This is a genomic window from Mesorhizobium sp. (assembly GCF_024509055.1).
Classification (GTDB): Bacteria; Pseudomonadota; Alphaproteobacteria; order Rhizobiales; family Rhizobiaceae; genus Mesorhizobium.
On the sequence record NZ_JANINM010000466.1, the window covers coordinates 1 to 13,288 of the forward strand.

14 protein-coding genes are annotated in these 13,288 nt (G+C 64.9%); 1 reads left to right on the forward strand and 13 read right to left on the reverse strand.

Annotated elements, in window-relative coordinates; genetic code table 11:
- The 5 genes from Q0L57_RS26930 to Q0L57_RS26950 form a co-directional block, all read right to left on the reverse strand.
- Positions 1-2,120, reverse strand: a 2,120-nt coding sequence (locus Q0L57_RS26930) for a sodium-translocating pyrophosphatase (protein ID WP_296746123.1), incomplete at its 3' end; no start/stop codon positions are given.
- A gap of 265 nt (positions 2,121-2,385) precedes the next feature.
- Positions 2,386-3,135, reverse strand: a complete 750-nt coding sequence (locus Q0L57_RS26935) for an ABC transporter permease (RefSeq protein ID WP_296746124.1) — start codon at positions 3,133-3,135, stop codon at positions 2,386-2,388.
- Positions 3,132-4,070: an ABC transporter ATP-binding protein gene (locus tag Q0L57_RS26940; RefSeq protein ID WP_296746125.1), complete on the reverse strand. Its 939-nt coding sequence runs from the start codon at positions 4,068-4,070 to the stop codon at positions 3,132-3,134. The genes Q0L57_RS26935 and Q0L57_RS26940 overlap by 4 nt, the downstream gene beginning before the upstream one ends.
- Entirely contained in the window at positions 4,067-5,230 is a 1,164-nt protein-coding gene (locus Q0L57_RS26945) for an ABC transporter permease (protein ID WP_296746126.1), read from the reverse strand. Before Q0L57_RS26945 ends, Q0L57_RS26940 begins: the two co-directional genes overlap by 4 nt.
- Positions 5,231-5,281: 51 nt before the next feature.
- On the reverse strand, positions 5,282-6,193 hold the full coding sequence (locus Q0L57_RS26950; protein WP_296746127.1) for an ABC transporter substrate-binding protein: 912 nt from the start codon (positions 6,191-6,193) through the stop codon (positions 5,282-5,284).
- A gap of 319 nt (positions 6,194-6,512) precedes the next feature.
- On the opposite strand from Q0L57_RS26950, the gene Q0L57_RS26955 reads away from it, so the two are divergent.
- Positions 6,513-7,085 (forward strand): NADPH-dependent FMN reductase, encoded by a 573-nt coding sequence (locus tag Q0L57_RS26955; protein ID WP_296746128.1) that lies wholly within the window; start codon positions 6,513-6,515, stop codon positions 7,083-7,085.
- 38 nt (positions 7,086-7,123) lie between these two features.
- Here Q0L57_RS26955 and Q0L57_RS26960 read toward each other — a convergent pair whose 3' ends face one another.
- The 8 genes from Q0L57_RS26960 to Q0L57_RS26995 form a co-directional block, all read right to left on the reverse strand.
- A complete protein-coding gene (locus tag Q0L57_RS26960; protein WP_296746129.1) occupies positions 7,124-8,344 on the reverse strand; it encodes an MFS transporter in 1,221 nt (406 codons plus the stop codon).
- Positions 8,341-8,835 (reverse strand): transcription antitermination factor NusB, encoded by a 495-nt coding sequence (gene nusB / locus Q0L57_RS26965; RefSeq protein WP_296746130.1) that lies wholly within the window; start codon positions 8,833-8,835, stop codon positions 8,341-8,343. Before nusB ends, Q0L57_RS26960 begins: the two co-directional genes overlap by 4 nt.
- On the reverse strand, positions 8,832-9,326 hold the full coding sequence (gene ribH / locus Q0L57_RS26970; RefSeq protein WP_296746131.1) for a 6,7-dimethyl-8-ribityllumazine synthase: 495 nt from the start codon (positions 9,324-9,326) through the stop codon (positions 8,832-8,834). The genes nusB and ribH overlap by 4 nt, the downstream gene beginning before the upstream one ends.
- Before the next feature lie 109 nt (positions 9,327-9,435).
- Positions 9,436-10,053 (reverse strand): riboflavin synthase, encoded by a 618-nt coding sequence (locus Q0L57_RS26975; protein ID WP_296746132.1) that lies wholly within the window; start codon positions 10,051-10,053, stop codon positions 9,436-9,438.
- Positions 10,054-10,117: 64 nt separating this feature from the next.
- Positions 10,118-11,245, reverse strand: a complete 1,128-nt coding sequence (ribD, locus tag Q0L57_RS26980; RefSeq protein ID WP_296746133.1) for a bifunctional diaminohydroxyphosphoribosylaminopyrimidine deaminase/5-amino-6-(5-phosphoribosylamino)uracil reductase RibD — start codon at positions 11,243-11,245, stop codon at positions 10,118-10,120.
- A 2-nt stretch (positions 11,246-11,247) separates the two neighbouring features.
- Positions 11,248-11,727 carry a transcriptional regulator NrdR gene (gene nrdR / locus Q0L57_RS26985; protein ID WP_296746134.1) on the reverse strand — a complete coding sequence of 160 codons (480 nt, stop codon included), beginning with the start codon at positions 11,725-11,727 and terminating at the stop codon, positions 11,248-11,250.
- 146 nt (positions 11,728-11,873) lie between these two features.
- Positions 11,874-12,482, reverse strand: coding sequence for a hypothetical protein (locus tag Q0L57_RS26990; protein ID WP_296746135.1), 609 nt, complete (start codon positions 12,480-12,482; stop codon positions 11,874-11,876).
- Between the two features lie 90 nt (positions 12,483-12,572).
- Positions 12,573-13,288 (reverse strand): serine hydroxymethyltransferase (locus Q0L57_RS26995; RefSeq protein WP_296746136.1); only part of this gene is annotated, 716 nt, incomplete at its 5' end.

Consider the following 13,288-nt stretch of genomic DNA (forward strand, 5'->3'; position numbering starts at 1 on the left):
AGCAGGAGCAGCGCCACGATGTTGGTGATCTTGATCGCCGGGTTGACGGCCGGGCCGGCGGTGTCCTTGTAAGGATCGCCGACGGTATCACCGGTGACCGAGGCCTTGTGGGCGTCGGAGCCCTTGAGGTGCTTGACGCCGTCCTTGTCGGTGAAGCCGTCCTCGAACGACTTCTTGGCATTGTCCCAGGCGCCGCCGCCGGAGGTCATCGAGATGGCGACGAAGAGGCCGTTGACAATGACGCCGAGCAGCGAAGCGCCGAGCGCGGCGAAAGCGGATGCTTTCGAGCCCGAGATGAGCAGCACGCCGAAATAGACGACGAGCGGCGCCAGCACCGGCAGCAGCGACGGGATGATCATTTCCCGGATCGCCGCCCTGGTCAGGATGTCGACGGCGCGCGCGTAGTTCGGCTTCGAGGTGCCGGCCATGATGCCGGGATTCTCGCGGAACTGCTTGCGCACCTCCTCCACGATCGAGCCCGCGGCGCGACCGACGGCGGTCATGGCGATGCCGCCGAACAGATACGGGATCAAGCCGCCGAAGATCAGGCCGGCGACGACATACGGGTTGGAGAGGTCGAAGGAGACGTCGCCCATGCCTTGGAAGTAATGATACTTGTCGCCATTGGCGGCAAAGAACTTCAGGTCGTTCGAGTAGGCCGCGAACAGCACCAGGGCACCGAGACCGGCCGAGCCGATAGCGTAGCCCTTGGTCACCGCCTTGGTGGTGTTGCCGACCGCGTCGAGCGCGTCGGTGGAGTGGCGCACTTCCTTCGGCAGGCCTGACATTTCGGCGATGCCACCGGCATTGTCGGTGACCGGGCCGAAGGCGTCGAGCGCCACGATCATGCCGGCGAGACCGAGCATGGTGGTCACCGCGATCGCCGTGCCGAAGAGGCCGCCGAGCTGGTAGGTGGCGATGATGCCGCCGACGATGACGATCGCCGGCAGCGCCGTCGATTCCAGCGAGACCGCGAGGCCCTGGATGACGTTGGTGCCATGGCCGGTCACCGACGCCTGGGCGATCGAGTTGACCGGGCGCTTGTTGGTGCCGGTGTAGTATTCGGTGATCACCACGATGAGGCCGGTCACGATGAGGCCGATGAGGCCGCAAATGAACAGGTTCTTGCCAGTGATGGCGATGCCGGCGACGGTGCCGACCTCGCCCCAACCGACGGTCGCGGAAGTGGCGATGCCGAGACCGACGATCGACAGCAGGCCGGTGACGATCAGGCCTTTGTAGAGCGCGCCCATGATCGAGCCGTTGGAACCCAGCTTGACGAAGAAGGTGCCGACGATCGAGGTCAGGATGCAGGCGCCGCAGATGGCGAGCGGATAGAGCATCGCCGCACCCAGCGCCGCGCTGCCGCCGAAGAAGATGGCGGCGAGCACCATGGTGGCGACGACGGTGACGGCGTAGGTCTCGAACAGGTCGGCGGCCATGCCGGCGCAGTCGCCGACATTGTCGCCGACATTGTCGGCGATGGTGGCCGGGTTGCGCGGATCGTCTTCGGGAATGCCGGCTTCGACCTTGCCGACCAGATCGCCGCCGACGTCGGCGCCCTTGGTGAAGATGCCGCCGCCGAGACGGGCGAAGATCGAGATCAGGGAAGCGCCGAAGCCGAGCGAGACCAGCGCATCGATAACGACGCGGTCATTGGGCTGCAGGCCCATCGGGCCAGTCAGGATGTAGTAGTAGATCGAGACGCCGAGCAGGGCCAGGCCAGCCACCAGCATGCCGGTGATGGCGCCCGACTTGAAGGCGATGTCGAGGCCGGCGGCGAGGCTGTTGGAGGCAGCCTGCGCGGTGCGCACATTGGCACGCACAGAAACATGCATGCCGATGAAGCCGGCGGCGCCGGAGAGCACGGCGCCGATCAGGAAGCCGACCGCGGAAGTGATGGAGAGCAGCCACCAGGCAAGCACGAGCACGACGATGCCGACGACGGCGATGGTCGTGTACTGGCGCGCCAGGTAAGCCTGGGCGCCTTCCCGTATGGCAGCTGAAATTTCCTGCATGCGCTGGTTGCCCTGATCGGACGCAAGGACCGAACGTGTCGCCCAGATGGCGTACAGGACAGAAAGCAGGCCGCAGGCGATGACGGCGTAAATGATGGTCATTGCCGGATTTTCCTCGATTGTTGGCCCAAAAGAACCCCTCCCTGGGCCTATGAGACGAGAGACGAATGCCGGCAGGCGGAATCCACCCCTTCGATGGCGTGTATGCGAAACAAGGCCCGGAACGTCAAGATATTGTTCGGCTTTTGCCCGGCTTTCGCCCAAATGCTGAATACCCCCCACCGGTCGGTCGGCGCCGCGCTCAAATTAGATCGATTGAAATGATGGTAGGGAAACTGACTTCCAGGGCCACCGGACCCGGCTTGCGTTATTCCGCCTCGCGGCCCATGCGGCGCGCGGCATAGCGCTCGATTGCCGACAGACCATCATAGATCAGCACGGCGAGCGCCGCGACGATCAGGCCGCCCTGCAGGACGAAGGAAAGGTTGTTCGAGGTCAGGCCGGCGATGATCACCTCGCCAAGCGTCTTGGCCGCGACCGTCGAGCCGATCGTCGCCGTGGCGAGGCTGATCACCACCGATAGCCGAATGCCGCCGAGGATCACCGGGGCGCTCAGCGGCAGCTCGACCTTCACCAGCCTTTGCCACCCGGTCATGCCGGCGCCGCGCGCGGCCTCCATCACATTACCGGGCAGCGTCGTCAGCGCGGTCAATGCATTCTCGAAGATCGGCAGCAGCCCGTAGAGGAAGAGTGCTATCAGCGTCGGCCCCTCGCCAAAACCGACAGCGGGAACGGCAAGCGCGAGGACCGCGACGGGCGGGAAAGTCTGACCGATGTTGACCAGGCTGCGCGACAGCGGCAGGAACTCGGCGCCGGCGGGTCGGGTGACCAGAATGGCAAGCGCCACAGCAACGATCGTTGCGGCCACCGTTGCGATCAGCACGGTTCTCAGGTGAAGCAATGTGAGCGTCAGCAGGCTGCCCTGGTTGTAGATCGCCGGCGCACCGTTCTCGGTCAGGGGTTTGAGCAGCGGCTCGAACCAGCCCGGTTCGCTGATGAAGAGCACCAGCAGAACCAGGAGGGCAAGCCTGAGCAGCGCAGGCAGCCAGGCCTTCATTGCGGCCTCGCCGCGCGCTTGACCAACCCCTCGATCGTGACACGGCCGAGCGGCTTTCCGTCCGTGCCCTTTACCAGCAGCGACGGGCGTCCAGTCCACAGCAGCTCGGCCAGTGCGTCGCGCTGGCTGGCGTCGCCGGGGATCGCCTCGCCTTCGGCGCCGCCCGGCTCGACGGCGTCGCGCACACGGCCGAGCGACAAAAGGCGGAACGGCCGCTCGCTGGCGCCAACCAGGGTCTCGACGAAGCCGCTTGCCGGCCTTGCAAGGATCTCAGCTGGCTTTGCATATTGCAGCACCTTTCCGGCATCCATGACGGCGATCTTGTCCCCCATGTGCACGGCCTCCTCCATGTCGTGGGTGACAAGGATGATCGTGGTGCCGAAGCGCTTCTGGATCGCCAGCAGGTCTTCCTGCGCCTTGGTGCGGATGATCGGGTCGAGCGCGCCGAAGGGTTCGTCCATCAAGAGCACATTGGGTTCGGCGGCGAGCGCCCTGGCGACGCCTACGCGCTGCTGCTGGCCCCCGGAAAGTTCGTGCGGGTAGCGCGGGCCATAGGCCTGCGGGTCGAGCTGGTAGAGCGTCATCAGCTCGTCGACCCGGGCCTCGATGCGTCTTTTGTCCCAGCCAAGCAGGAGCGGTACGGTGGCGATGTTCTGCGCCACGGTGCGATGCGGGAACAGGCCATGGCCCTGGATCGCGTAGCCGATGCTGCGGCGCAGCTGATAGCCGGGCACGGAGCGGTTGTCGGCGCCATCGAGCTTGATGACGCCGGCCGTCGGCTCGACAAGCCGGTTGATCATCCGGAGCAGCGTGGTTTTGCCTGAGCCGGATGTGCCGACGATGACGCTGACAGTGCGCGGCTCGATGACCAGCGAGACGTTGTCGACGACGGTCGTCTGGTCATAGCGCTTGGTGATGCCTTCGATCTCGATCATGCGGTTTCAACCCTGCGCCTGGTGGCGGTCATTTCGATAATCGCGTCGAGGATGATGGCCGCGGCAAAAGCCAGCGCCACAGTCGGCACCGCGCCGAGCAGCACGAGGTCCATCGCCGTCTGGCCGACACCCTGGAAGACGAACACGCCAAAGCCGCCGCCGCCGATCAGCGCCGCGATGGTGGCAAGCCCAATGTTCTGCACCAGCACGATGCGGATGCCGGTGAGGATGACCGGAAGGGCAAGCGGGAACTCGACATCGAACAGGCGCTGGCGATCGGTCATGCCCATGCCGCGGGCCGCGTCGTTAGCCGCGCGCGGCACGCCGGCGAGGCCGACAACCGTGTTCGCGACCACCGGCAGCAGCGAATAGAGAAACAGCGCAACGAAGGCCGGCGCGGTGCCGATGCCTCGAATACCGAGGGCAGCAGCCCCAGGGACGTGGGTCGCGACCCAGCCGAGCGGAGCGATCAGCAGGCCGAACAGCGCGATCGAGGGGATTGTCTGGATGATGTTGAGCACATTGAGGACCCCTGCCCGCAGCCGCTCGACACGGTGGCAGAGGATGCCGAGCGGCAACCCGACGATCACGGCGGCAGCCAGCGATCCCAGCGCCAGCGTGACGTGCTTGGACCCTTCGGCCCAGAAGCTGTCGGCGCGGTTGGTGTATTCCTTGAGGATGGAAAGGCTGTCCCAGCTTCCTGAGCCCAGGAGCGCGGCGATGGCAAGCGCTGCAATGCCGAGCACCCCGATCCGCCCCCAGGGAGATAGGTCCAGTCTCGTCAGGACGTCGGCCAAAAGCAGGGTGAAGGCAAAAACCAGCAGCCAGAAGCCAGAGGCAGGCGCGACGCGGGCGAAGGTATTGCCGGCCGGCGTCAGGAAGGCGCCGGCGGTACCAATGAGGATCGCCAAGGCAAAGAGCGCGACCACGCCGGCGGCAAGTCGCAGCGCAAGCGGCGTGCGCAACAACGCGACGATGCCGCCCACGACCAGGATCGCCAGCAAGAGCGCACCCAGCGTGGGCGGCAACGCCTCTAGGATCGAGCGCCCCTGCCCTGGCACGATGCGATTGGCGCGAAATGTGGCGAAGGCAGCGAAGAACGCGGCATAGGCCACGATCGCGGCGATCACGACGCCGAGCTTGTCGAAGCGGATACTCACGATCGTCCCCAGTCGAGCCGGCGCTCCGCATCACGGAGCGCCGGAGCTAACTTACTTTAGGAAGCCGTTCTTCTTCAGAAAGTCCTCGGCTACAGCCTTGGCGGCTTCGCCGCCCAACTGGACGCGGCCGTTGAGCTCCTGCAGCGTTACGAGATCCAGCTTGGCGAAGACCGGCTTCAGCAGCGCCTCGATTTCGGGATGCTCCTTCAACACCTTCTCCCGAATGATCGGGGCCGGCTGGTAGACAGGCTGCACGCCCTTGTCGTCCGTCAGCACGACAAGGCCCGAAGGCGCGATGCCGCCGTCGGTGCCGTAGGCCATGGCGGCGTTGGCGCCGTTGGTCTGGTTCGCGGCCGCGGCTATGGTGGCGGCCGTGTCACCGCCGGAAAGCGTGATCAGCTGCTCGGGCTTCAGCGTAAAGCCGTAGGTGGTCTGAAAGGCCGGAAGTGCGGCGGCGGAATTGACGAACTCCGCCGAAGCGGCGAGCACCACCTTGCCGCCGCCGGAGACGTATTTACCGAAATCCGTCAGAGTGACGAGCTTGTTTTCGTCCGCCACGTCCTTGCGCAGTGCGATCGCCCAGGTGTTGTTGGCCGGCGACGGCGACAGCCAGACGATCTTGTTGGCGTCGTAGTCGAGCTTCTTGGCGGTCTCGTAGGCCTTGGCGGCATCTTTCCAGACCGGATCGTCCGCCTTCTGGAAGAAGAACGCGGCGTTGCCCGTGTACTCCGGATAGATGTCGATTTCGCCGGCGGTGATCGCCTTGCGCACCACCGGTGTCGCGCCGAGCTGGATGCGGTCGGTGGTCTTGATGTTGTTGGCGTTGAGCACGAGCTGGATGATGTTGCCCAGCACGCCGCCCTCGGTGTCGATCTTGGAAGACACCACCACCTGGGCATTCGCCGAGGCCGCCGTGATACCGAGAGCTACCGCCGCCAAGGCGAGCTTTCTAATTGAAAACATTGTGAAAATCCCTTGCTTTGAACCGATCTATCGGTGGCCGCATATGAGCACGGCTTCAACGGCCAGTCGGGGCATACGGTTTCATAACTAAGGGGATACACGCAATAATTTTGTTCGGACTGCGCTAATGCCTGCTCGTGGCCGACAGTGATGCCAGACCGTGCGGATTGCGCGGTTTTCGCTCACCGATGGCTGCCGCGCCGACGCGCTTCCGAATTCAACCGAGCGTGGAGAGGTAGACCTAAGGCCGGCTGGCGGCGCGCGCCGTTCCGGAGAATATTGCAAGTGTCGGGGTCGGCGGCAAACAAGGGAGCATGTCATGGCCAAGCACAAAGTCGGGTATCTCATCGGCAGCCTTGCCAAAGGGTCCATCAACCGCAAGCTGGCGAAGGCCCTCGTGAAGCTGGCACCTCCGGAACTTGAGATGAAGGAGATACACTTCAAAGACCTGCCGCTCTACAGCTACGACTACGACGCCAATTTTCCGTCGGCCGCCCTGGAGTTCAAGAAAGCCATCGCTTCGGTCCAGGCGGTGCTTTTCGTGACACCGGAGTACAATCGTTCGATACCCGGCGGCCTGAAGAATGCAATCGACTGGGCAAGCCGCCCCTATGGAAAGAACTCGTTTTCCCGCAAGCCGTGCGCCGTCATCGGAACGTCTCCGGGAGCGATCGCCACTGCCGTCGCGCAGCAAAGCCTGCGTAGTGTCCTGAGCTTCTGCAACGCACCCCAGATGAACTCGCCCGAAGCCTATATCCAGTTCACCCCGGGTCTGGTCACCGACGACGGCGAGGTAACGGTGGAGTCGACCGAAACTTTCCTTCGCAACTACATGCAGGAATTCCACATGTTCATCGCGCGGGTCCTGCAGGTTCTTCCGCCGGATGCATGACGCTGCTTCAGGCGGGTCTTTCGCACCGCGGGTCGCCGTCACGTCCTGGCGGCGCCCACGATCCTCGACGTGCCGAGCGCGACAAAACACAGCGCGGTGACCGGAAACACCAGCCAGTTCAGCATGGTCCAGCCCCAGGCATTGTAGACCATGCCCGAAGACAGCGAAGCCAATGCGACGGAGCCGAACAGGACGAAGTCGTGAAAGCCCTGCACCTTGCCTTTTTCTGACGGGCGGTAGCTCGCGGCCACCATCGACGTGGCGCCGATGAAGCTGAAGTTCCAACCCAGGCCAAGCAGGATCAACGCGGTCCAGAACTGCCACAACGCGACGCCGGAAAGCGCGACCACGGCACAACCGATGAGCAGGACAAGACCCGTCGCGACGATGCGTTCGGCGCCGAAACGGTGGATCAGCGAACCGGTAAAGAAGCTCGGGCCGAACATCGCCATGACATGCCAGGAAATGCCGAGCGCGGCGTTGTCTTCCGAAAGGCCGCAGCCGACCATTGCAAGTGGCGCGCCGGTCATGACGAAACTCATCAGCGCGTAGCTGCCGACGGCGCAGAACAAAGCGGCGACGAAACGCGGCTTGGTAACGATCTCGGCCAATGGACGCGCGTCGCTCGCGGCGGTCTCGGCAACAACATTCGAGCGCCTGGAGACCTGCAGAAATGACAGGATCAGCGCGCCGACCGCGGCCAGCGGCAGGATCGAGGCAAAGGAGCCAGCAAACATCACCGGTGCCAGCAGTTCCCGCGTGTAGATGACGATCTGCGGGCCGAGGATGGCGGTGATGATGCCGCCCGCCAGCACGAAGGAAATGGCGCGCGCCTTGAATTCGGGCGGCGCGTTGTCGGCGGCGGCAAAGCGGAACTGCTGAACGAACGCCCCGCCAACGCCGAGCACGACAAGGCCAAAAGCAAACAGCCAGAAACTGGCTTGGTAGAGCGCCAGGGTCGCGACGAGGCCGCCGAGCGCGGTGGCGATGGTGCCGGTCATGAAGCCGCCACGCTGGCCGAGACTGCGGATGATCGCGGCGGCGGGGAGCGCACCGAGCGCTACACCGAGATTGTAGCCCGTAACCGGGGCGGTCGCGAGCGACTTGTCGGGGCCGAGCAGATATTGACCGGCAAGCGCGCCGAGCGAGATGGCGATCGGCGCAGCCGAGCCGACGATCGCCTGCGCCGAGGCGAGCAGCAGCGCCGTGCGGCGCCCTTCCCTGCCGGGCCTGGCAGCTACCGCTGAGACGACGGTCATGAGGCGTCCTTGCCGCGTCCTTCGCCGCGCACGCGACGTGAAACCCGGTCGAGCACGGCGTTGACGAGTTTCGGCTCGTCCTCCTCATAGAAGGCCTTGGCGATGTCGACATATTCCGAGACGATGACCGCCACCGGCACGTCCTCGCGCTTCATCAGCTCATAGACGCCGGCGCGCAGGATGGCGCGCAGCGTCGAATCCAGCCGCGACAGCGGCCAGTCGTCGGTCAGCGCCTGGCGGATGACCGGATCGATGGTCTTCTGGTTCTCGACGACGCCGGTGAGGATGGCGCGGAACCATTGCGCATCGGCCTCGCGATAAAGCGCGCCGTCGACTTCCTTGCCAAGCCGGAACGCTTCGTATTCGGCGGTGATCTCGAACACGCCGCTGCCGGCGACATCCATCTGGTAGAGTGCCTGGACGGCCGCAAGACGGGCGGCGCCGCGCTTGTTGGCGTGGCGCACCGCACCGTTCTGGGCAGGTTCGCTCACGATTGGGCTCCAAATTTCTCTTTGAGCGCGATCATAGTCAGCGCCGCGCGCGCGGCAAAGCCGCCCTTGTCGCCTTCCGTGCGCCGGGCGCGCGCCCAGGCTTGCGCGTCGTTCTCGGTGGTGAGGATGCCGTTGCCGACAGCGATCGCCTCCTGCACCGAGAGGTCCATCAGCGCGCGGCTGGATTCGTTGGCGACGATGTCGAAATGATAGGTATCGCCACGGATGATGCTGCCGAGCGCGACGAAGCCGTCGTATTGCGTGCCGCCTTCGGCGGCGCCGTCCAGCGCGAAGGTGATCACCGCCGGAATTTCCAGCGAGCCGGGGACGGTGACGACGTCATAGGTGGCGCCGGCTTCGTCCAGCGCGGTGGTCGCGCCTTCGAGCAAAGCGTCGGCAAGTCCGTCGTGAAAGCGCGCTTCGATGATGAGCAGATGCGCCTTCGCCTTCGGACGAATGAACGCTTTGCCGTGTTGGGAGGTGCCAGCCATAAAAGTCTCCGGGGGGTTGCCGGTGACTTAGGCCGAAGCCGGGTTCATCGCAAGCACAAGATTGCCGGAGCGCATGAACTCCCAACGAATGGACCGTTGTGCAACAGGTCTACAGCCCCTCTTTCGCCGCCTCCGCCAGGCGCGCGGCGTAGCGGGCCATGGTGTCGATCTCGATGTTCACTTTATCGCCGGCCTGGCGCTCGCCCCAGGTGGTGACGCTCAGCGAATGGTGGATCAGGAGCACATCGAAGCGGGTGCCTTCGACCTTGTTGACGGTGAGCGACGTACCGTCGAGCGCGACCGAACCTTTGGGCGCGATGAACTTCGCCAGATGGCGCGGCGCTTCCAAGGTAAAGCGCACAGCGTCGCCCTCCTCCTTGCGTTCGACGATCTCGGCCATGCCGTCGACATGCCCGGAGACGATGTGGCCACCAAGCTCGTCGCCGATTTTCAGCGCCCTTTCGAGGTTGATCCTGGTGCCGGATTTCCAGCTGGACGCGGTCGTCAACCTGAGCGCTTCTTCCCAGGCCTCGACCTCGAACCAGCGCGCGTTCGAGCCATGTTCGGGAAGCGCCGTCACGGTCAGGCAGACACCGCCGCAGGAGATCGAGGCGCCGATAGCGATGGTCTCAGGATCATAAGCGGTATCGATGCGCAAACCGACGCCTTCGGCCAGCGGCTTCACCGCGGCGACGTTACCGACGTCCGTGACAATTCCAGTGAACATTAGAGATCCCTGTGTTCCAGTTTGACCATGGTCTTATCCAAAAACCGGTTCCCACTTTTTGGGATCATGGTCTTACCCATTCTGCGTAAGCGTCCTCGCCGAAGCGCATCTCGCGCAGCTTGCGAAAACCTGCCGGGATGTTGTCGGCATCGATGGGCGATGCAATGCCGCCCTCGCCTATCGCTTCCGGCCCCTGGAACAAGACGATCCGGTCGACCAGGTCTTCGTCGAGGAATGCCTTGGCGACCTGGGCGCCGCCTTCAACCAGCACGGTCGCCATGCCAAGCGCCGCCAGGTCCTCGAGCAGCTCCGGCAAGGCGACGACGCCGGCATGCGTTTCCGTGCCGATGAAGCGCACGCCCGCGCGCTCGAGGGCTGCCCGGCGCCGAGGGTCAGCCTCGAAGCAGGCGGCGACATAGAGCGGCACCCGGTCGACGCCGGAAACCAGCTTCGACGTCTCCGGCAGCCTTATCTGACGATCGAGGACGATGCGCGCCGGCGAGCGGTTCTCCAGCCCCGGCAGGCGCACGGTCAGCGCAGGATCGTCCTCCAGCGCCGTGCCGATGCCGATCAGGATGGCGTCGGACTCCGCGCGCATCAGGTAGACGTCCCGCCGGGCGATCTCGCCGGTGATCGCAACCTGACCCGCGCCCTTCCTGCCGATCTTGCCGTCGCTAGAAAGTGCAAGCTTCAGAGTAACTTCTGGGCGTTTTTTCAAAGATCGATTCAGATATCCCGCCATCTGCTCGGCGGCATCGGTGGCCAGCACCTTTTCCACCACCTCGACGCCAGCCGCGCGCAGGATGGCGTAGCCCTTGCCGGAGACGCGCGGATCGGGATCGCTCGCCGCGCCCACGACGCGCGCAACACCGGCATTGACCAGCGCGTTGGCGCAGGGCGGCGTGCGGCCGTGATGGGCGCAAGGTTCCAGGGTTACGTAAGCCGTGGCGCCACGCGCAAGCTCGCCGGCCTCGGCCAGCGCCTCGGTCTCGGCATGCGGGCGGCCACCGATAGCGGTGACGCCAGTACCGACGATCATCGGGCCGGCGCCGTCGTCGCGCACGATGATGGTGCCGACGGAAGGGTTGGTCGAGGTCCGTCCGGCGTTGCGGCGCGACAGCCTGATGGCCGCGGCAATGTAACGGCGATCAAGGGCCGCCTGATCGGCCTCGCTGCGTCGAGCTTGCGCCATACTCAGCCGGCTTCCTCTTCGGTCCGTTCCTCGTCGCCTTTCAGTTCGCCCAGCAATTCGTGGAAATCCTTGGCCTCGCGGAAATTGCGATAAACCGAGGCGAAGCGGACATAGGCGACGTCGTCAAGCGACTTCAGCGCTTCCATGACGAGCCGACCGATCTCGCCCGAGGCGACCTCGGTCTCGCCGGAGCTTTCGAGCTGGCGCACGATGCCGGTGACGGCGCGGTCGATCCGCTCGGGATCGACGTTGCGCTTGCGCACCGCGATCTCGACCGAACGCAACAGCTTGTCGCGATCGAAGGGCACTTTGCGGCCGGATTTCTTAATGACGACGAGGTCACGCAATTGCACGCGTTCAAAGGTGGTGAAGCGGCCGCCGCAATCCGGGCAGACGCGCCGCCTGCGGATCGCGGCGCCATCCTCGGCGGGGCGCGAGTCCTTCACCTGCGTATCTTCGGACTGGCAATAGGGGCAGCGCATGGAGAGCCTTGGGTTCGCGATTCTGGTGGGCGAAAGGCTTAGAGCCTTTCATGCCTCAGAGATAGCGAGGCGCGACGAAGATTGCCAGCGCGGCGGCGGGCGTGGCACGGGGTCGTGCCATCCCTGCCCTCAAGTGAATTCGAGGATCAGGGCGCGACGTCCTTTGTCGGGAAGCCGCAGGACTTGCCGAGACTGCGGTAGGCCTTGACGAAACCGTCCATCGGGATGCTGGCGACGGCCGCCTTGCCGAAGACGACGTCGAGAGAGGTGACCTGGCGCATGGCGCGCAGAAGGGCGAGCGCCTTCTTCGGCTGGCTGTCGACCGCCCAACTCGGCCGGCCGTTGACGGCATCGCTGGAGGTGACCGTTGTGGAAACCTTGACGCCGGGATCGCCGAAGGTCGCCGCTATGTTCTGGCCGGTCGGCAGAGCCCTGTTGGCGACGGTTATCATGATTGCCGGATAGGCGTTGGGCGGCAGGGCATCGCCCGTCGAAATCGACAGCGTCAGCGTGCCCGCATTGCCGATGGCGTCAAGGAAAGCGGTCGAGGCGGCGCAGGTCTTGTGCGCATCCTGCCCGGTATCGAGCGTGTCGATAATGGTGGTCCACCTGCCGAAGGTGTTGGTGGCCGGCATATCCGCGGCCGAAGTATCCGCGCCCTGCTGCGTCTGCTCCTGGGCAATCGCGGTTGAGCCGGCGAAAGCGGCAAGCGTAGCGGACAGGGCCAGGGCGGCAGGACGGAAAACGCGCATCATCAACTCTCCTGTGAGCGGCGCCGCCCGATGAAGGCGGCGCAGCGCCGGATAAAAGATGACACGCAGTGCCCGGTCAACCGAAAGCGGCTGTCAACCCAGATAGGGATAGAGCGGGAAGCGGTCCGTCAGCGCCGTCACCTTGGCCTTGACCGCGGCTTCAACCGCGGCATTGCCTTCATCGGAGTTCGCGACCTTCAGGCCGTCCAACACCTCGGCGATCAGCTTGCCGATTTCGCGGAATTCGGCCTGGCCGAAGCCGCGCGTCGTGCCGGCCGGGGTGCCAAGACGCACGCCAGAGGTGACGAAGGGCTTTTCCGGATCGAAGGGGATGCCGTTCTTGTTGCAGGTGATGTTGGCGCGGCCGAGCGCCGCCTCGGCGCGCTTGCCGGTGGCGTTCTTCGGCCGCAGGTCGACCAGCATCAGATGGTTGTCGGTGCCGCCGGACACGATGTCGAGCCCGGTTTCCTGCAGGCTGGAGGCCAGCGCCTTGGCGTTGGCAACGATGCTTTCGGCATAAAGCTTGAAGGTCGGCTTCAGCGCCTCGCCGAACGCCACCGCCTTGGCGGCGATGACGTGCATCAGCGGGCCGCCCTGCAAGCCCGGGAACACCGCCGAGTTCATCTTCTTGGCGATCTCTTCGTCGTTGCACAGGATCATGCCGCCGCGCGGGCCGCGCAGCGACTTGTGCGTCGTGGTAGTCACCACATGGGCGTAGGGCAGCGGCGACGGATGCACGCCGCCGGCGACCAGGCCGGCGATGTGAGCCATGTCGACCATCAGATAGGCGCCGATCGAATCGGCGATCT

Coding starts and splice junctions, on each gene's coding strand:
- Q0L57_RS26955 (WP_296746128.1), top strand. CDS start 6,513: ATGGCCAAGCACAAAGTCGGGTATCTCATCGGCAGCCTTGCCAAAGGG.
- nrdR (WP_296746134.1), bottom strand. CDS start 11,727: ATGCGCTGCCCCTATTGCCAGTCCGAAGATACGCAGGTGAAGGACTCG.
- Q0L57_RS26950 (WP_296746127.1), bottom strand. CDS start 6,193: ATGTTTTCAATTAGAAAGCTCGCCTTGGCGGCGGTAGCTCTCGGTATC.
- ribD (WP_296746133.1), bottom strand. CDS start 11,245: ATGGCGCAAGCTCGACGCAGCGAGGCCGATCAGGCGGCCCTTGATCGC.
- Q0L57_RS26990 (WP_296746135.1), bottom strand. CDS start 12,482: ATGATGCGCGTTTTCCGTCCTGCCGCCCTGGCCCTGTCCGCTACGCTT.
- ribH (WP_296746131.1), bottom strand. CDS start 9,326: ATGGCTGGCACCTCCCAACACGGCAAAGCGTTCATTCGTCCGAAGGCG.
- Q0L57_RS26935 (WP_296746124.1), bottom strand. CDS start 3,135: ATGAAGGCCTGGCTGCCTGCGCTGCTCAGGCTTGCCCTCCTGGTTCTG.
- Q0L57_RS26960 (WP_296746129.1), bottom strand. CDS start 8,344: ATGACCGTCGTCTCAGCGGTAGCTGCCAGGCCCGGCAGGGAAGGGCGC.
- Q0L57_RS26940 (WP_296746125.1), bottom strand. CDS start 4,070: ATGATCGAGATCGAAGGCATCACCAAGCGCTATGACCAGACGACCGTC.
- Q0L57_RS26975 (WP_296746132.1), bottom strand. CDS start 10,053: ATGTTCACTGGAATTGTCACGGACGTCGGTAACGTCGCCGCGGTGAAG.